Here is a 16,787-nt window from a genome sequence, read left to right as displayed (position 1 = left end):
CGTCGGCGCGGTTAGGGAGAAACCAACAGCAAAGCGGCGCGACATCCATGTGATGACGCACCGCCTTGCCCGTCCATGAACGCGTTCTCAGTGCTGCTCGAAACGCTCGTAACGCTTTTCCGTCGCGCGCTCTTCGCCTGCGACCTCGGTCACGCGCGCCGCCGGCGGCCCGTGACGCAGCCATGACAGCATCCGGTCGACCTGGTTGGCCGGTCCTTGCAAGATGGCTTCGACTGAACCGTCGTCGAGATTCGCCACCCATCCTTTGAGACCGAGCGCGTGCGCCTGCCGCACGGTCGCGTGGCGAAAGCCGACGCCCTGCACCATGCCGCGCACCCGCACGTAATACGTTTCGATCCGCGAATCCAGATCCGGGGCCATGCCGTCCTCTCCCATGCAACGCTGTCGACCAGAGTTGGCGTGTCGACCAGAGTTGCCGCTTTAGCTGTCGACCGGAGTTAGCGCTTTAGCGCTTACTCCGGTCCCATGCAGAGCACTTACTCTGGTCCCATAGCGCGTTACTCCGATCCCATGCAACGCAAACTTTCAAGCCGGCATTCTAGTCGCGTCGCGGCGAGATTGCTCGCCGGCTCGCTCGCGGACCGCGCGAGGCGACACGCGGCGTGCGCGCCACGTACAATCCGTCGACTGTCACGCAGGGAATGGAAACAGAATGACCGAACAGAATCGCGATCTCGTGCTCGTGACCGGCGCCTCCGGCTTCGTCGGCTCGTCGGTGGCGCGCATCGCGCAACAGAAGGGTTTCAAGGTGCGCGTGCTGGTGCGCGCCACCAGTCCCCGGCAAAACGTCGAGGCGCTCGATGCGGAAATCGTCGTCGGCGATATGCGCGACGAAGCGTCGATGCGCGTCGCGCTGCGCGGAGTGCGCTATCTGCTGCACGTCGCCGCCGACTATCGTCTGTGGGCGCCGGACCCGAGCGAGATCGAACGCTCGAACCTCGAGGGCACCGAGGCGACCATGCGCGCGGCGTTGAAGGAAGGCGTCGAGCGCATCGTCTACACGAGCAGCGTGGCCACGCTGAAGGTCACCAGTTCCGGCCAATCCGCCGATGAAACCTCGCCGCTCAAAGCCGACCAGGCGATCGGCGTCTACAAGCGCAGCAAGGTGCTGGCCGAGCGCGCGGTGGAGCGGATGATCGCCGAGGACGGCCTGCCCGCGGTGATCGTCAACCCGTCCACGCCGATCGGTCCGCGCGACGTCAAGCCGACGCCGACCGGGCGCATTATCGTCGAAGCGGCGCTCGGCAAGATTCCCGCGTTCGTCGATACCGGGCTGAACCTCGTGCACGTGGATGACGTGGCCGCCGGGCATTTTCTTGCGCTCGAACGCGGCAAGATCGGCGAGCGCTATATTCTCGGCGGCGAAAATCTGCCGCTGCAAGCGATGCTCGCGGATATCGCCGCACTGACCGGCCGCAAAGCACCGACGCTGAGCTTGCCGCGTTGGCCGCTCTATCCGCTGGCCGTAGGCGCCGAAGCCGTCGCGAAGATCACGAAGCGCGAGCCGTTCGTCACCGTCGACGGCTTGAAGATGTCGAAGAACAAGATGTACTTCACGTCGGCGAAGGCGGAGCGCGAACTCGGCTATCACGCGCGGCCGTATCGCGAAGGGCTAAGCGATGCGCTCGAATGGTTCAGGCAAGCGGGGTATCTGAAGCCCTGAGGCGCGCGTCCAGATCAGGTCGGGGCGGGTCGGGGCGGGTCGGGGCGGGGCGGGGCGGGTCGGGTCGGGGCGGGGCGGGCCGGGCCGGGCCGGGCCGGGCCATGCAGGCCACTTTGGGCGGTCCGGCGCGGCTAGCACGCATTTTGTTACAACGTCACTTTGTTCGCGACAGGTCAAAGCCCACGCGCAGCAGGTAAAATCGCGGGTCTTACCAGAGAAACCTCGCATGAATCTTCACGAACAGCTCGGCGCGCTGGAAATGGGCGTCGATCAGCTCATCCAGGCTGTCGTGGCCCCGCAGGCCGAAAACATCCCCGAGACATCCGCAGAAACCGCCGCGCCGCACGGGCCGGCGGATCAGGCCGCCACGCCGGAACCGGTAGCGCAAGACGCTGTGGCTGAGGCGCAGGTGCTTGCCAAAGATGAAGCGCCCGCCGCGCAAGTCCAGCCGACGCTCGAAATCAACCGCCCCGCGCAGAACGAAATCACCATGACGATCGGCGGCCAGACGGTCGCGCTGCGCGCTGAGCAGATTGGCCAACTGATTGAAGAATTGTCGAACGCGCGCGCCTCGATGACGCCGGAACCGCCTCCGGGCATCCCGCCGGGCTGGCGCTTCGTATCGACCAAAAATCCGGTCATGGCGGTGCAGAAACAGTCGAATGGCGACCGGCTGCTGGTCATGCGTCACACCGGCCACGGCTGGGTGCCGTTCACGTTCTCGCCCGACATGGTGATTCAGTTGTACATGCTGCTCACCAAGGGCTGATATGCAAAAAGCGGCGCTCATGAGCGCCGCTTTCATTTTCATCCGACAAATCCGCGTCACTGCGGGTTCGCCCATCCGCGCTGTTTAGCGCGCCTCAGCGCTCCTGCACCGGCGCCTGCACACGCGCCTTCCATTGACCGCCCTCGCCGCGCCAGTACCGCACCGCCGATGCAAACGTCGCGCCGACATAGAACAACGCGACCAGCGGCAGGAACGGCGCCCACAACGGCGAGCGGCGGTAGTAGCGCAGCATCGGCGCATAGGCGCAGCACATCGCCCCCCAGGCGAGCCACGCAGGCCAGCCGGTCGGACCAAGCAGCAGCGCGGCGACGGGCGGCACCAGATAGATGATCGTCATGCCCACCAGGGTGCCCGCCAGCAGCGCCGGCGAGTAATGCAGTTGCGTGAATGCGGTGCGCGCGATCATGTTCCAGATCTCGCGCCAGCTATCGTAGGGACGCAGCGACACGCTGCGCGCCGCCACATCCAGGCGAATCGGATGACGTCCGGCGCCGCGATGCTTGATACGCGCAGCGAGACTGCAATCGTCGATCAGTTCGGCGCGAATCGACTCGATGCCGCCCGCTTCTTCGAGCGCGCTACGGCGGACCAGCATGCAGCCGCCCGCCGCCGCCGCCGTGCGATTGCGCGGGTTGTTGACCCACGCGAACGGATACAGCTTGGCGAAGAAGAACACGAAGGCCGGAATCAACGCCTTTTCCCAGAACGAATCGCAGCGCAGACGAACCATCAGCGAGACGAGGTCGCGCTGTTCCGCATCCGCGCGCGCAACGAGTTGGGAGACAGCGTCGGCGGGATGGCCGATGTCGGCGTCGGTCAATAGCAGGAAATCGGCCTGCAGACCGAGCGTGCGCACCGCCTCGATGCCTTGCGACTGCGCCCACACCTTGCCGGACCAGCCAGGCGGCAGCGGCTTGGCGCTCAGCACCGTCAGACGGTCCGCGCATTGCAGTTGCAATGCCGCGGCGCGGGCCGCGTCGGCGGTGCCGTCGGTACTGTGGTCGTCGACGACGATCACGTGGAATGCGCCCGGATAGTCCTGTTGAAGCAAGGTGGTGACCGCCTCGGCGATCACGTCGACTTCATTGCGCGCCGGTACGACCGCGGCAACCGCCGGCCATGTTTCGCACGGCTCCGGCACCAGCGGCGCGGCAGGACGGGCCCGCCAGAAGCCGCCACGCGCGAACAGCAGCACACACCAGATCAACAACGACAGACACGAAAGAAGAAACAGAACCACCGCCATTAAGCATTACCCTCGATTGAACGCGCATGCGCGCCGACGCGCCGCGACAGCCGCATAGCCACGGTGCGCGCCGCCACCACGCACCAGTCAAAACTGCTGAGCACCGGCCGCTGACGAAACACGTCATAGCCGGCCATTTCGATCCGCTCGAGAATGCGCAAGCCGCCGTGCACGGCGCCGCACAATTCGAAACCCAGCTGCCCCGGAATACGCAACGCGAGCGGCGCGCCGCTCACGAGCATGGCCCGAACGAACGAAATCTCGTGAGCCATCAGCGCCCGCCAGGCATCGTCGACGACACCGTTGGCGATTTGCGCCTCGGTCACATTGAAGCGTTCCAACTCCGCGAGCGGCAGATAAACGCGGTCTCTTTTCCAGTCCGCCGCGACGTCCTGCCGGAAGCTGACCAGTTGCAGCGCCGTGCAGATCGCGTCGGAATCCAGCAGATTCGCCGGCGTGGCGGCGCCCACCAGATGCAGCATCAGATGGCCGATCGGGTTCGCCGAGCGGCGGCAGTAGTCGAGCAGCGCGGCGCGGTCTGCATAACGGTGGGTGTCGATGTCCTGATCGCACGCCAGCAGCAGGTCGTAGAACGGCGCGAGCGGCAGCTTATACTGTGCGACTACGCCGGCCAGCTTGCCGAACAGCAACGGATGCACGGGCGCCACGCGGCCGTCCGCAACGGCGTCGAGGCCGGCGCGAAAGTCGGCGAGGCGCGCATGCCGCTCAGCCGGGCTCCAGTCGCCTTCATCGGCAATGTCGCCGGCCGTGCGGGCGACGTGATAGATAATGCCGACTGGCGCGCGAAGCGCTTTGGGCAGCAATACGCTCGCGACCGGAACATTTTCGTAGTGATCGACATCCATCCAGCGAGCCTCGGATTCATTCTGTGTCGCGGCCGCCAACGTGTGCCGCAGGACCGTGTAGTTTAAGGGTTCCGCCAAACCGGTGCAGCGCGTAATCATTGCCGGCCGCATCGATGGCTGCATCGCCGCCTGGGAAGCGGATGCCGCGCCAGGAATACCGCGCCGGACGGCGAGCCGGCGGTTGCAGCGTCGCGGCCCAACACCTCGGGGGCGCGCCAGAAGCAAAGCGCCCGTGATAGCGTTAGAATGCGCGTTTGGTTTTGCTGTGCCGGCCGTACGCCGGTCCCAAGACGTCAACTAAATATGATGGTCGCGGCGATAAAGTCATTTTTACCGACTTCTTCGAAACCCGCGTCAGTCGGAGTTCGCCAACTTATGCGAGTCATCCTTGCTCAACCCCGCGGCTTTTGTGCGGGTGTTGTTCGTGCGATTGAAATCGTCGATCGCGCGTTACAGCAACACGGCGCACCCGTGTATGTCCGTCACGAGATTGTCCACAATCGCCATGTGGTCGACAATCTGCGCCAGAAAGGCGCGCGCTTTGTCGAAGAGCTCGATGAGGTACCGCAAGGCGCCGTGGCGATTTTCAGCGCCCATGGTGTCGCGCAGACGGTCGAACGCGACGCGGAACAGCGCGGCCTCGACGTGCTCGACGCGACCTGCCCGCTGGTCACCAAGGTTCACGTGCAAGGCCGCCAATATGTGGCCGCTGGGCGCACGCTGATCCTGATCGGCCACGCCGGGCACCCGGAAGTCGAGGGCACGATCGGACAGATTCCCGGCACCGTGCTGCTGGTCCAGAGCGAAGCCGAAGTGGCGCATCTGGATCTGCCGCCCGATGCGCCGCTCGCGTACGTGACGCAAACCACGCTATCGGTCGACGACACGCGCGGCATTATCGACGCCCTGTTGCGCCGCTTCACCGACATCGTCGGTCCTGACACGCGCGACATCTGCTACGCGACGCAAAACCGTCAGGCGGCGGTTCGCGAGCTGAGCAAAGAGGTCGACGTGCTGCTGGTGGTCGGCGCAACCAACAGTTCGAACTCGAACCGACTGCGCGAAATCGGCAGCGAAAGCGGCGTCGCGAGCTATCTCGTCGCCGACGGTTCGGAAGTGAAGCCGGAGTGGTTTGCGAACGTACAAACCGTCGGCATCACGGCGGGCGCCTCGGCGCCGGAAGAAATGGTAACGAACGTAATCGATGCGCTGCGCGCATTGGGGCCCGTCGAGGTCACGACGATGGCGGGCCGTGAAGAAAAAGTCGAATTCAAGTTGCCATCGAAACTGATGCAACCACTCGCTGCACGCGAAGTTTAAGGAGGACGTCTTGTCTATTCCGCTGCTACAGAAAGTCCGGGTCGGCGCATACATCATGCGTCAGCATCTCTCTGGCAACAAACGCTACCCGCTCGCGTTGATGCTGGAGCCGCTGTTCCGCTGCAATCTCGCCTGCAATGGCTGCGGCAAGATCGATTATCCGGATCCCATCCTGAACCAGCGTCTGTCGCTCGAAGAGTGCCTCGGCGCGGTCGACGAATGCGGCGCACCGGTGGTGTCGATTGCAGGCGGCGAACCGCTGCTGCACAAGGAAATGCCGCAGATCGTGAAGGGCATCATCGCGCGCAAGAAGTTCGTGTATCTGTGCACGAATGCGCTGCTGATGGAAAAGAAGATGGACGACTACGAGCCGAATCCGTACTTCGTCTGGTCGGTCCACCTGGACGGCGATCGGGAGATGCACGATCACTCGGTGTCGCAAGACGGCGTGTACGAGAAGGCGGTCGCGGCGATCAAGGAAGCGAAGCGCCGCGGTTTCCGCGTGAACATCAACTGCACGCTGTTCAACGACGCGGTGCCCGAGCGCGTGGCCGCGTTCTTCGATACGGTCGGGCCGATGGGCGTGGACGGCATCACTGTCTCGCCGGGTTACGCGTATGAGCGCGCGCCGGATCAGCAGCACTTCCTGAACCGCGACAAGACCAAGCATCTGTTCCGCGAGATTTTCAAGCGCGGCAACAACGGCAAGAACTGGTCGTTCAGCCAGTCGGCGATGTTCCTCGACTTCCTGGCCGGCAATCAGACGTACGAGTGCACGCCGTGGGGCAACCCGGCGCGTACCGTGTTCGGCTGGCAGAAGCCGTGCTATCTGGTCGGCGAAGGTTACGTGAAGACCTTCAAGGAACTGATGGAAACCACGGACTGGGACAATTACGGCACGGGTAACTATGAGAAGTGCGCTGACTGCATGGTGCACTGCGGATTCGAAGCGACTGCCGTGATGGATACGGTGGCGCATCCGCTGAAGGCCTTGAAGGTCAGCCTGCGTGGGCCGAAGACTTCAGGTGCTTTCACCAAAGATATTCCTTTGGATAAGCAGCGTCCCGCCGAGTATGTCTTTTCTCGACATGTCGAGATCAAGCTCGATGAGATCCAGCGGGCTGGCAAGGGTAAGAAGGTGCAGACGGCTTCTGCACACTAAAGCGGGTTTATCGGAGCGGTTTTGCCCGCCCCTATTACCCTGCAGTTTTTAGAAAGCGCGGTGGCTTTTTTGCCATCGCGCTTTTTTATTTTTTGCCTGCGCGGCAAAGAACCTATTCAGACGCCACGCGCAAAAACTACCCTGCGCTGCGCGCATTATGGGCAATCAAGAACTTGATAAGCCCATCGACCCCGCCTTTGGAAAGCTGATCGGCAAACTGCGTCTGATAAACCTGAATCAACCAGGCGCCCATCATATTGATGTCGTAGACCTTCCAGCCGGACGCACCCTTGGTAAGCCGGTAATCGATGGAATCGTCGCCGCCGTTGCTGATAACGTGCGACTGCACCACCACATCGTTGGCGCTGGCAGGCGCATTAACCGGCAGGAACTTGAACTTCACGTCCTGATCCCGCAACTGCGACAGCGAAGCAGCATAGGTCCGCACCAGCAGGGTCTGAAACTGCTCATACAACTGTTTCTGCTGCTCAGGCGTGGCAGTACTCCACGCCTTCCCAACCGCAATCCGCGTCGTACGCTGAAAATCCGTCGCGGGCACAAATCGCGTTTCCACCAGTTCGGTGATCTTCTTCATATCGCCGCCGCGGGCCTGCGGATCGGCCTTCATCGCGGCAACCGTGCCTTCAACGGCACTTTTCACCACTGCATCGGGCGCGCTTTGCGCATACGCCGCCGTGGACACCACGGCCGCAGCCAGAAAGGCAGATAAATAACGTTTCATACGCTGGTCAACACCTGAGAAGTAAGCACCGGCCAGGCCAACAGGCCCGCGGCAAACGCAAGATAGACCAGTATACCGAGATTGCGTTCCCACCCTGGCCCCGTCCCGCCTGGCGTGGCACTTGCTGCGAAGTCGGTCCGGATCGCTCCGGCTCTGTATACTTGTGCACTTTCGTCAAAAACACTACCCGTGATAAGGCCCTTCCCGCCTACATGCTGAAGTCATATATCGTCCGTCTCGTCGCCTTTTCGGTGCGCCGCCCGCTGCAGGTCATCGCCCTCTCGCTCGTGCTCGCGGTCCTGAGCAGCTTTTATGTCGTCCATCACTTCAAGATCAACACCGATATCAGTCGTCTCATCGAGACCGATAAGGCATGGTCGTCGCTCGACCATGCGTTCGACGAGGCCTTCCCGGAGCGCGGCCAAACCGTGCTCGTCGTGGTCGAAGCCCGCGCCCCCGAATTCGCCGACGCCGCCGCCAATGCGCTCACGGCTGCGCTGCGAGCCGACTCGAAGGAGTTCGTCGCGGTCACGCAACCGTCCGGCGGCCCGTTCTTCGAGCACAACGGCCTATTGTTCCCGTCGACCGATGAAGTCCTGTCGACCACCTCGCAGCTCATCCAGTCCCGCCCGCTGGTCAACGCCCTCGCCCACGATCCGAGCTTGACTGGCCTCGCCGGCACGCTCACGACGAGCCTGCTGTTGCCGCTGCAACTCGGCCAGGTGAAGCTCGCCGACATGAGCCATCTGCTATCGCAAAGTGCGACCGTGCTCGACCGCGTGCTGGCCGGACAGCCGGCGGCGTTTTCGTGGCGTGCCCTGGTCGACACGAGCACGGCCACCGATCCGGCGCGCGCGTTTGTCACCGTGCAGCCCGTCGTGAACTACGACGCCCTCGAGCCGGGTGCAACTGCGTCGAAGGCGATCCGCGATACCGCCGCGGCGCTGCACCTCGAGGCGCGCTATGGCGCGACCGTCCGTCTAACCGGCGAACAGCCGCTCGCCGACGAAGAATTCGCCTCGGTCAAGGACGGCGCGGTCCTCAACGGCATCGGCACTTTCATCGTCGTGCTGGTGATCCTGTGGCTGGCGCTGCGCTCGGGCCGCATGATCGTCGCCGTGTTCATCACACTGTTCGTCGGGCTCGCGATCACCGCCGCGCTCGGCTTGATGATGGTCGACGCGCTCAACATGATATCGGTCGCGTTCATGGTGCTGTTCGTCGGACTCGGTGTCGATTTCGGCGTGCAGTTCGGCGTCAAATACCGCGAGGAACGCAATCGCGACGACCGCCTCTCCGCCGCGCTCGTGCACACCGCGCACAGCATCGGCGTGCCGCTCACGCTAGCGGCGGTCGCAGTCGCCGAAAGCTTCTTCTCGTTCCTGCCGACGGCTTATCGCGGCGTGTCGGAGTTGGGCAAGATCGCCGGCATCGGGATGTTCGTCGCGTACTTCACCAATATGACGCTGCTGCCGGCGCTGCTGAAAGTCTTCAATCCGCCGGGCGAACCTGTGTCGCCGGGTTTCCCGCTACTTGCGCCCGTCGACGAGTACCTCGATCAACACCGCAAGCCGGTGCTGATTGCAACGCTCATCGTCGTGATCGGCGCCACGCCCCTGCTCACGGATTTGCGCTTCGACTTCAACCCGCTGCATCTGAAGGACCCGCACACGGAATCGATGGCGACGCTGCTGTCGCTGAAAGATTCGCCGGAAGCGGCGGTCAACAATGTGCATGTGCTGGCGCCTTCGCTGGCGGACGCGGAGCGCATGGCCGAGCATCTGCGAACGCTGCCGGAAGTCGGCCGTGTGACCACGCTCGACACCTTCGTGCCCACTGAGCAGCAGCAAAAGCTGATGCTGATCGCGAGCGCTGCGCAACAACTGCTGCCCGCGCTGACGCAGCAGCCCTCGCCGCAAGCCACGGACACGGTGCGCGTGGCCGCGTTGAAACGCGCGTCGAACCAGCTCGCGCTCGCCGCCGACGATCATCCGGGCCCGGGCGCCGCCGAAGCCCGGCATCTGTCGGCGACGCTGCAAAAGCTCGCCGCCGCGGACGCCGCCACGCGCGAGCGCGCCGAAACCGCGATGTCGGAGCCGCTGCGAATCGCGCTGAAGCAACTGGCGGATCTGCTGCAACCCACCGACATCACGCGCGACAACCTGCCCAAAGACATCTCGCGGAGCTGGCTATCCAAGGATGGCCGCGCGCTCGTCGACATCGCGCCGAAGGTCAAGCCCGGCACCGATCCGAACGACGATGCGATGCTCGCCCGCTTCGCACACGCGGTGAAGAGGGTCGAACCGGGCGCGATCGGCGGGACGATTTCGATCCTGCATTCGGCTGACACCATCATCAAGGCGTTCATCCAGGCGGCCGGCTACGCGCTGCTGACGATTGCCATCCTGCTATGGATCGCGCTGCGCCGCTTCGGCGACGTGCTGCGCACGCTGGTTCCGCTGCTGGTGTCGGCGCTGGTGACGCTGGAGTTATGCGTGGTGTTCGGCATGCCGCTTAACTTCGCGAATATCATTGCGTTACCGCTGATGCTGGGTGTCGGCGTGGCCTTCAAGATTTACTTTGTGATGGCGTGGCGCAACGGCCAGACCGGCCTCTTGCAGTCGAGCCTCACACACGCCGTGCTGTTCAGCGCGGCGACCACGGCAACAGCATTTGGCAGCCTCTGGCTGTCGCACCATCCGGGGACGGCCAGCATGGGACGCCTGCTGGCACTATCGTTGTTTTGCACGCTGATCGGCGCGGTGGTGTTCCAACCGGTACTGATGGGCAAACCGCGGCCACGTCGCGCGAAGAACAAGGAAATTTAAGCATGAAGCTGCGAACCACCGCGCTGGCGCTCGTCGCCACCGGTCTGATCTCAGGTTGCGCGACCGGCCCTGACCGCAAGCCTGGCGACCCGTTCGAACCGGTGAACCGGGTCGTGTTCAACTTCAATGACGGCCTCGACCGCTATATCGCCGTCCCGGCCGCCAAGGGTTATCAGAAGGTCACGCCGAAGCCGTTGCGTACGGCGGTGAGCAACTTCTTCTCGAATCTCGGCGACCTGAGCAACGCCGCGAACAACCTGTTGCAATTGAAGATCACCGACGCGACCGAAGACATCGTTCGCTTCGCGTTCAATTCGACCTTCGGCCTGGGCGGCCTGCTCGACTGGGCGACGCCGGCCGGCCTGCCGAAGCACCACCAGGACTTCGGCCTGACGCTCGGCCACTGGGGCGTGCCGTCGGGGCCGTATCTCGTCCTGCCGCTGTTCGGTCCGAGCACGGTGCGCGACAGCATGGGTCTGGTGGTGGATGTGAAGTTCAACCCGCTGAATTACATCGAACCGGCCGAGCGCAATCCACTGTACGTGCTGCAGTTCGTCAGCGTGCGCTCGGATCTGCTGGGCGCCACGAACCTGCTGGAACAAGCCGCGCTCGACAAATACTCGTTCGTGCGCGACGCCTACACGCAGCAGCGTAAAGCGCGTCTGCGCGGCACCGGCGAGGGCGCGGCGCCGCCGCCGAACTACGAAGACCAGGACGACTCCGGCGCGTCGGCCGGGCCCGCCAAGGGCGCGGCAGCGGGCGCACCGGCAGGCCTGCCGAACTACACGGACCCGGGCGACGCGGCACAAGCGCCGAACGCGGCCTCCGGAAGCGCCACAGGCGCTCCGGCGGGTGCGCCGAACTACACAGACCCTGGCGAGACGCCAAACGCGCCTGCTGCGGCCCCGGCAGCAGCTTCGGGCGCGAAGACACCGACTCCGGCGTCTGAAACCGCGCCTACGGGCAATAAGTAAGCCGGACGCAGCGTCGCGCGCAAGGCGACGGGTCATGGCGACATCGGAACGAAGGCGGGGATAGGCGCTTCGGCGCAAGCCGGCGCACAGACCGGCTGGGCGCCCGCCGTCAGCCCCCCAGCCGCAAGGCCCCGGCCTCTCCCAGCGCGTGGCGCATCTGAACCAAAGAAGTGCGAGCCGCCCGGGCATCGGCGGCGACCTGAATCAGCGCCCCGATCTGCGACGGCTGCCGCAGCAATTCGCGCAGAATCGGCGCGATCGCAGTGCTGCCGTCATCGCGCAGGCCCGCTGTCGCCGCCGAAGGCAGCGTCCGCCACGCCGGATCGACGATCGCGCGGCATACGGCGAACGGCACGCCGCGCGCGGCGGCTGTGGCCCCGGCGATATGCGATTCCATATCGACAGCCAATGCGCCGGTCGAGCGATGCAGCATCCGCTTGGCGTCGGCGCTGACTAAAGGCGCACTGACGGCCGCCACCAGGCCGCGCCGCAGGCGCGCCGCGAGCGGCCCGACGGCCAGCGCGGCAGCCAGCCGGTCCGTCCAGCGCGGATCGGTTTCGAGCCGCCCAAACGGTCCCTCGACCGCTTCCGCAACGATCAGCGTGCCCGGCTCCAGATCGGGCGCCAAACCACCCGCCGTGCCGAAGCTGATAATCCCTGCGCACCCGCGCGCGACCGCCGCGCTCAGCGCGCGCTCCAGCAGATCGGCGCGCGCGGCGTACACCACCTCGACGCCCTTGCCGCGCGCGATGCGCGCCTCGAAGGCCATCCCGGTCACCGCAATGACCGGCAAGGTGCTGCTGCCGGCGCCGACGAACGGGGTTGTCGAAAGCGGCATCCGTTACATCCCAACCGTGACGCGCGCCAGCCCGTTACGTTTCAGATGGCGGAAGCGCGCCAGCGCCCACAACGGGAAGAACTTCCGATAGCCGTGATAACGCAGATAGAACACGCGCGGGAAGCCGGTCGCGGTAAAGCGCGTTTCGTCCCACAGACCATGCTCACGCTGTTCGCGCTGCAAATAATCGATACCGCGCGTGACCGCCTCGTGATTCACCTCGCCGGCCGCCATCAAACCCATCAGCGCCCACGCGGTTTGCGAGGCTGTGCTCGGCGCGCGCTCGTAGCCGCGGTAGTCGAGCTTGTAGCTCTCGCCGGCCTCGCCCCAGCCGCCATCCTGATTCTGGATCGACAGCAGCCATTGCACGGCGCGCCTGATGCGCGGATCGTCGTGCGGCATACCCGCGGCGTTCAGCGAACACAGCGCGGTCCACGTGCCGTAGATGTAGTTCAGGCCCCAGCGCCCGTACCAGCTGCCGTCCGATTCCTGTTCCTTGAGCATGTAATCAAAAGCGCGCTGCGCAGGCTCGCTGCCGGCCGGCAGTTCGCCAAGTTGCGCGAGCATCGACAGACAGCGGCCCGACACGTCCGCGGTCGGCGGATCGAGCAGCGCGCCGTGATCGGAGAACGGGATGTTATTCAGGTAGTACTGGGTGTTTTCCGGCTCGAACGCGCCCCAGCCGCCATCACTGCTCTGCATGCCGACCACCCATTCGCGCGCGCGCGCAATGGCTTCGCGATCGACGTCCGATTGCGTCAGCGCCGCGCAGCGATGCATCGCCATCGCCACCACCGCCGTATCGTCGACGTCCGGGTAGTGCGCGTTGTTGTACTGGAACGCCCAGCCGCCAGGCCGCGCATTCGGACGGCGCGAGATCCAGTCGCCGCGCACGTCGAGAATCTGCAGCGGACGCAGCCACGCCAGTCCGCGTTCAGCGGCTTGCTCGGCATGCGCCTCGCCGGTTTCGAGCAACGCGTGCGCGGCGAGCGAGGTATCCCATACCGGCGACAAACACGGCTGGCAATAGGCTTCGTCGTCCTTGATGACGAGCAGCTTCTCGATCGACTGGCGGGCAATCGCGCGATTCGGATGATCGGCTGGATAGCCGAGCACGTCGTACATCATCACCGAATTGGCCATCGCCGGGAAAATCGCGCCAAGGCCGTCTTCGCCGTTCAGCCGTTCGTCGACGAACGCCACCGCCGCGCGCACCGCGCGTTCGCGCGTCGCCTTCGGCAACAGGCCGTCCACGGCGCGCAGCAGCACGTCCACGCCGCTGAAGAAACGGAACCAGCCGACATGCTGATGCGGCGCGCGGGCCCGCGGGCCGGTGTTGACCGGCGCGCCGCGGAACAACTCGTCGATACGCACGCGGCGCGGATTGCGCGCGACCGGCCGCTTCGCGTTCAGCACCAGCAGCGGCACGATCACGGTACGCGCCCAGTACGACACCTTCGACAGATGGAACGGGAACCACTCGGGTAGCAGCATGATTTCGGCGGGCATCATCGGCACCGCGCGCCACGACACCACACCGAACAGCGCGAGCAGAATCCGCGTGAACACGTTCGACTGTTCCGCGCCGCCGTGCGCCAGAATCGCATCGCGCGCGCGGACCATATGTTCGGCGTCTGCCGGGTCGCCGATCATCTTCAGCGCGAAGTACGCCTTCACGCTGGCGCTGATGTCGAGCGCGCCGTCGGTGAAGAGCGGCCAGCCGCCGTTATCCAGCTGGATGCGGCGCAGGTAGCGCGCGATCTTCTGCTCCAGTTCCACGTTCGGCGTTTCGCCGAGATAGTGGACCAGCAGCACGTATTCGGCGGGAATCGTCGCGTCGGCTTCGAGTTCGTAGACCCAGTGGCCGTCCGGTTTCTGCGCGCCGAGGATCGCATCGGTCGCGCGCGTGATCGAGGCGTCGAGCGGCGTTGCGGGCGCTTGCGGCGCCACTTCAGGCGCGTTCTGCGGCGCCTCGGCGAATTCGGGCAGGACGGCGTCCAGCTGCTGGGCTTGGGATAAATCGTTCATCGGCGTTCCATCGGTTGATTCAGCAGCGTGTCCGCGGCCTTCTGGCCGGAGCGGACCGCGCCTTCGATCGTCGCGGGCAGGCCGGTAGCCGTCCAGTCGCCCGCGAGCATCAAGTTGTTCCAGCGAGTACGCGTACCGGGCCGCAGCGTTTCCTGATCCGGCAACGCGGCAAACGTCGCGCGCTTTTCCATCACGACTTGCCAGGCCGGCATCGGCTCGGCCGGCAAACTGGCGGCCTGGGCCACTTCGGTCCAGACGGTTTGCGCCAGCGCTTCATGCGGCATGTCGAGCACGCGGTCCGCGGCGTTGATCGTCACCGAGAGCCGGCCATCGGCCGCGAACAGCCAATCGGCGGTCGCGTTCAGCAACCCCGTAATCGGCGGCAAACCGAACGGCGGCTCGACCGCGAAATGTACGTTGGCGACCGCCGCGAAGCGATTGGGTGCGCGCAAACCGGGGACGACCGTTTGAGCGATCTCCGGCGGCACCGCGAGAATCACGGCCTGGTTCGCTTCGATCGCGATGCTTTCGTCAGCGAAAACCAGCTTCGACACGCGGCCGGGGCCGGGGCCGGTGCCGGGGCTGGCAAACTGAATGTCTTTCAGGCGCGAACCGAGCCGGATCGCCGCGCCGCCATGTTGCAACAGGCGCAGCGCCGGATCGACAAAGGCGCTGCCCAGACCGTTGCGCGCCACCAGCGGCCGGCACGCGAGGCCACCGGCCAGCAGGGTTTCCCGGACCATCGCGCCCGTCAGCTCCGCCGACGCTTCACGCGGCTCGACATTCAGGAGCGCGACAAACAGCGGCCGCAGCAAGCGGTCCCACAGCGGGCCATTGCAACGCATGGTCTGCGCCACCGTGCGAGCGGGTTTGGCGAACAGCAGCGGCATGAGCGCCAGATAATCGCCCGGGCCGGTGTTCGGCACACGTGCGTTGGGGTCGAAGACCCACCACGGCAGCTTTCCCGGCGACAGGCGCACCGTCCAGCGCGCCCGCGTCGCCAGATCCACGAACGGATAGTCGGGCTGAGCCGGACCGATCAGCTCGTCGGCGGCGCCGATCGCGCGCAAGTAGTTGAACGTCGCGAAATTGCCTGACAACACCATGTGATTGCCGCTGTCGATCGTCGCGCCCAGCGTGCTGTCGTAATACGAACGGCAACGGCCGCCCGCCTGGGCCGCCGCTTCATGCAGCACGACTTGCGCGCCGCGCCGCTGCAATTGCACCGCGGCGGCCAGGCCAGCGAGGCCAGCGCCGATCACATGGACGAGCTTTTGCATCAGCTCAGAAGAGCGCGTAACGCGCGACGATCCACAGCATGCGCATGCGCGGCTTGCTGACCTTCGTGCGCGGAATATCGAAGCCGCGCTCGAGCGTGCGCTCGAGCAGCACGCGATAGACACCCGACATGATGCGCGGCGCGCGCACGTGGCTGCGCGGCTCGCGATCCATGATCGCGTCGGAGGCGGCGAAGTGTTCTTTGGCGCGCTCGGCGAGCGTCGCGCACACGCGCGGCAGCGACGGATCGTCGGCGATCTGCGCCGGGCTCGTCACCGCGATGCCCTCGCGCGCCAGCAATTCGAGCGGCAGGTAACAGCGATTGATACCGGCGTCTTCGTCGATATCGCGCAGGATGTTGGTCAGTTGCAGCGCGCGGCCCAAGTGGTGCGACAGCAAACGGCCCGGCTCGTCCTGCATCCCGAATATCCTCACCGATAGACGGCCCGCCGCGCTCGCGACACGATCGCAATACAGGTCGAGCGTGCCTTCGTCGGGCGCGCAGATGTCGGCGGCGGCGTCCATCGCCATGCCGTCGATCATCGCGTGAAAATCTTCGCGTTGCAGATGAAACGTATGAATGTGCCGCGTCAGCGCGCGCAGTGAAGCGCGCGGCGCGCCGGCGTAGCACGCGTCGATGTCGGCCCGCCAGCGCTCGAGCGCGGCGGCGCGTTCGGCGCGCGGCATGTCGCTGTCGGCGATATCGTCGACAGCGCGGCAGAAAGCGTAGACCTGATACATCGCGTCGCGCTGCGCGGCCGGCAGAATGCGCATGGCGAGATAGAACGAGCTGCCGGACGTGGCGGCAGCGGCGTCGATTTCTGTATCGTCCACGACAAGATTGGAAACAGCCAAGACGATCTCCGCTGGAGGCGCCCGCTGAAAGGCGTTCAAGAAGTCATGCCTACCCGCAGGGTAAGCGGCACGCACGCGCGGACACGCGCGAAACACGCGGCAGGTATGCCGGAAACGGCGAAAAGTATAACAATCTTTGTGAGATGCCGCAGTTTTGGGGACGAATAAGGGGCCTG

General features: G+C 65.0%; 14 protein-coding genes. 6 read left to right on the top strand and 8 right to left on the bottom strand.

Annotated features, from left to right (window positions below):
* Positions 1-87: 87 nt before the first annotated feature.
* Positions 88-381 carry an acylphosphatase gene (locus tag DLM46_RS14325; protein WP_115101407.1) on the bottom strand — a complete coding sequence of 98 codons (294 nt, stop codon included), beginning with the start codon at positions 379-381 and terminating at the stop codon, positions 88-90.
* Positions 382-673: 292 nt separating this feature from the next.
* Between DLM46_RS14325 and hpnA the strand changes: the two genes are divergently transcribed.
* Positions 674-1,684 (top strand): hopanoid-associated sugar epimerase, encoded by a 1,011-nt coding sequence (gene hpnA, locus DLM46_RS14320; protein WP_115101406.1) that lies wholly within the window; start codon positions 674-676, stop codon positions 1,682-1,684.
* 226 nt (positions 1,685-1,910) lie between these two features.
* Positions 1,911-2,453 (top strand): hypothetical protein, encoded by a 543-nt coding sequence (locus DLM46_RS14315; RefSeq protein ID WP_115101405.1) that lies wholly within the window; start codon positions 1,911-1,913, stop codon positions 2,451-2,453.
* 94 nt (positions 2,454-2,547) lie between these two features.
* On the opposite strand, the gene DLM46_RS14310 is transcribed toward DLM46_RS14315, so the two are convergent.
* Together DLM46_RS14310 and hpnC are read right to left on the bottom strand one after the other, a co-directional pair.
* Positions 2,548-3,720: a glycosyltransferase gene (locus DLM46_RS14310; RefSeq protein ID WP_115101404.1), complete on the bottom strand. Its 1,173-nt coding sequence runs from the start codon at positions 3,718-3,720 to the stop codon at positions 2,548-2,550.
* Positions 3,720-4,586 carry a squalene synthase HpnC gene (gene hpnC, locus DLM46_RS14305; RefSeq protein WP_115101534.1) on the bottom strand — a complete coding sequence of 289 codons (867 nt, stop codon included), beginning with the start codon at positions 4,584-4,586 and terminating at the stop codon, positions 3,720-3,722. The genes DLM46_RS14310 and hpnC overlap by 1 nt, the downstream gene beginning before the upstream one ends.
* A 375-nt stretch (positions 4,587-4,961) precedes the next feature.
* Between hpnC and ispH the strand changes: the two genes are divergently transcribed.
* Positions 4,962-5,906 carry a 4-hydroxy-3-methylbut-2-enyl diphosphate reductase gene (ispH, locus tag DLM46_RS14300; protein ID WP_115101403.1) on the top strand — a complete coding sequence of 315 codons (945 nt, stop codon included), beginning with the start codon at positions 4,962-4,964 and terminating at the stop codon, positions 5,904-5,906.
* 10 nt (positions 5,907-5,916) lie between these two features.
* Positions 5,917-7,068: an adenosyl-hopene transferase HpnH gene (hpnH, locus tag DLM46_RS14295; RefSeq protein WP_115101402.1), complete on the top strand. Its 1,152-nt coding sequence runs from the start codon at positions 5,917-5,919 to the stop codon at positions 7,066-7,068.
* Between the two features lie 136 nt (positions 7,069-7,204).
* Here the strand turns inward: hpnH and DLM46_RS14290 are convergent, their stop codons facing one another.
* Entirely contained in the window at positions 7,205-7,810 is a 606-nt protein-coding gene (locus DLM46_RS14290; RefSeq protein ID WP_115101401.1) for an MlaC/ttg2D family ABC transporter substrate-binding protein, read from the bottom strand.
* Between the two features lie 212 nt (positions 7,811-8,022).
* On the opposite strand from DLM46_RS14290, the gene hpnN reads away from it, so the two are divergent.
* Together hpnN and DLM46_RS14280 are read left to right on the top strand one after the other, a co-directional pair.
* Positions 8,023-10,638 carry a hopanoid transporter HpnN gene (hpnN, locus tag DLM46_RS14285; protein WP_115101400.1) on the top strand — a complete coding sequence of 872 codons (2,616 nt, stop codon included), beginning with the start codon at positions 8,023-8,025 and terminating at the stop codon, positions 10,636-10,638.
* Between the two features lie 2 nt (positions 10,639-10,640).
* On the top strand, positions 10,641-11,612 hold the full coding sequence (locus DLM46_RS14280; RefSeq protein WP_115101399.1) for an MlaA family lipoprotein: 972 nt from the start codon (positions 10,641-10,643) through the stop codon (positions 11,610-11,612).
* Between the two features lie 109 nt (positions 11,613-11,721).
* Here the strand turns inward: DLM46_RS14280 and DLM46_RS14275 are convergent, their stop codons facing one another.
* From DLM46_RS14275 to hpnD, 4 genes are read right to left on the bottom strand one after another with little or no spacing between them, the layout of a single operon-like run.
* On the bottom strand, positions 11,722-12,450 hold the full coding sequence (locus DLM46_RS14275) for a phosphorylase (protein ID WP_115101398.1): 729 nt from the start codon (positions 12,448-12,450) through the stop codon (positions 11,722-11,724).
* 3 nt (positions 12,451-12,453) lie between these two features.
* Positions 12,454-14,478, bottom strand: a complete 2,025-nt coding sequence (shc, locus tag DLM46_RS14270) for a squalene--hopene cyclase (protein WP_115101397.1) — start codon at positions 14,476-14,478, stop codon at positions 12,454-12,456.
* Entirely contained in the window at positions 14,475-15,758 is a 1,284-nt protein-coding gene (gene hpnE, locus DLM46_RS14265) for a hydroxysqualene dehydroxylase HpnE (protein WP_115101396.1), read from the bottom strand. Before hpnE ends, shc begins: the two co-directional genes overlap by 4 nt.
* Before the next feature lie 4 nt (positions 15,759-15,762).
* The gene (gene hpnD / locus DLM46_RS14260) at positions 15,763-16,611 is read right to left on the bottom strand and encodes a presqualene diphosphate synthase HpnD (protein ID WP_115101395.1); all 849 of its coding nucleotides are present in this window, start codon (positions 16,609-16,611) and stop codon (positions 15,763-15,765) included.
* Between the last annotated feature and the right edge of the window lie 176 nt (positions 16,612-16,787).

Source organism: Paraburkholderia lacunae, assembly GCF_003353175.1.
GTDB lineage: Bacteria > Pseudomonadota > Gammaproteobacteria > Burkholderiales > Burkholderiaceae > Paraburkholderia > Paraburkholderia lacunae.
The sequence above is the reverse complement of the archived record's forward strand: the minus strand, read 5'-3'. Positions and strand labels throughout refer to the sequence as shown.

Coding starts and splice junctions, on each gene's coding strand:
- DLM46_RS14325 (WP_115101407.1), bottom strand. CDS start 381: ATGGCCCCGGATCTGGATTCGCGGATCGAAACGTATTACGTGCGGGTG.
- hpnA (WP_115101406.1), top strand. CDS start 674: ATGACCGAACAGAATCGCGATCTCGTGCTCGTGACCGGCGCCTCCGGC.
- DLM46_RS14315 (WP_115101405.1), top strand. CDS start 1,911: ATGAATCTTCACGAACAGCTCGGCGCGCTGGAAATGGGCGTCGATCAG.
- DLM46_RS14310 (WP_115101404.1), bottom strand. CDS start 3,720: ATGGCGGTGGTTCTGTTTCTTCTTTCGTGTCTGTCGTTGTTGATCTGG.
- hpnC (WP_115101534.1), bottom strand. CDS start 4,586: ATGGATGTCGATCACTACGAAAATGTTCCGGTCGCGAGCGTATTGCTG.
- ispH (WP_115101403.1), top strand. CDS start 4,962: ATGCGAGTCATCCTTGCTCAACCCCGCGGCTTTTGTGCGGGTGTTGTT.
- DLM46_RS14290 (WP_115101401.1), bottom strand. CDS start 7,810: ATGAAACGTTATTTATCTGCCTTTCTGGCTGCGGCCGTGGTGTCCACG.
- hpnN (WP_115101400.1), top strand. CDS start 8,023: ATGCTGAAGTCATATATCGTCCGTCTCGTCGCCTTTTCGGTGCGCCGC.
- DLM46_RS14280 (WP_115101399.1), top strand. CDS start 10,641: ATGAAGCTGCGAACCACCGCGCTGGCGCTCGTCGCCACCGGTCTGATC.
- DLM46_RS14275 (WP_115101398.1), bottom strand. CDS start 12,450: ATGCCGCTTTCGACAACCCCGTTCGTCGGCGCCGGCAGCAGCACCTTG.
- shc (WP_115101397.1), bottom strand. CDS start 14,478: ATGAACGATTTATCCCAAGCCCAGCAGCTGGACGCCGTCCTGCCCGAA.
- hpnE (WP_115101396.1), bottom strand. CDS start 15,758: ATGCAAAAGCTCGTCCATGTGATCGGCGCTGGCCTCGCTGGCCTGGCC.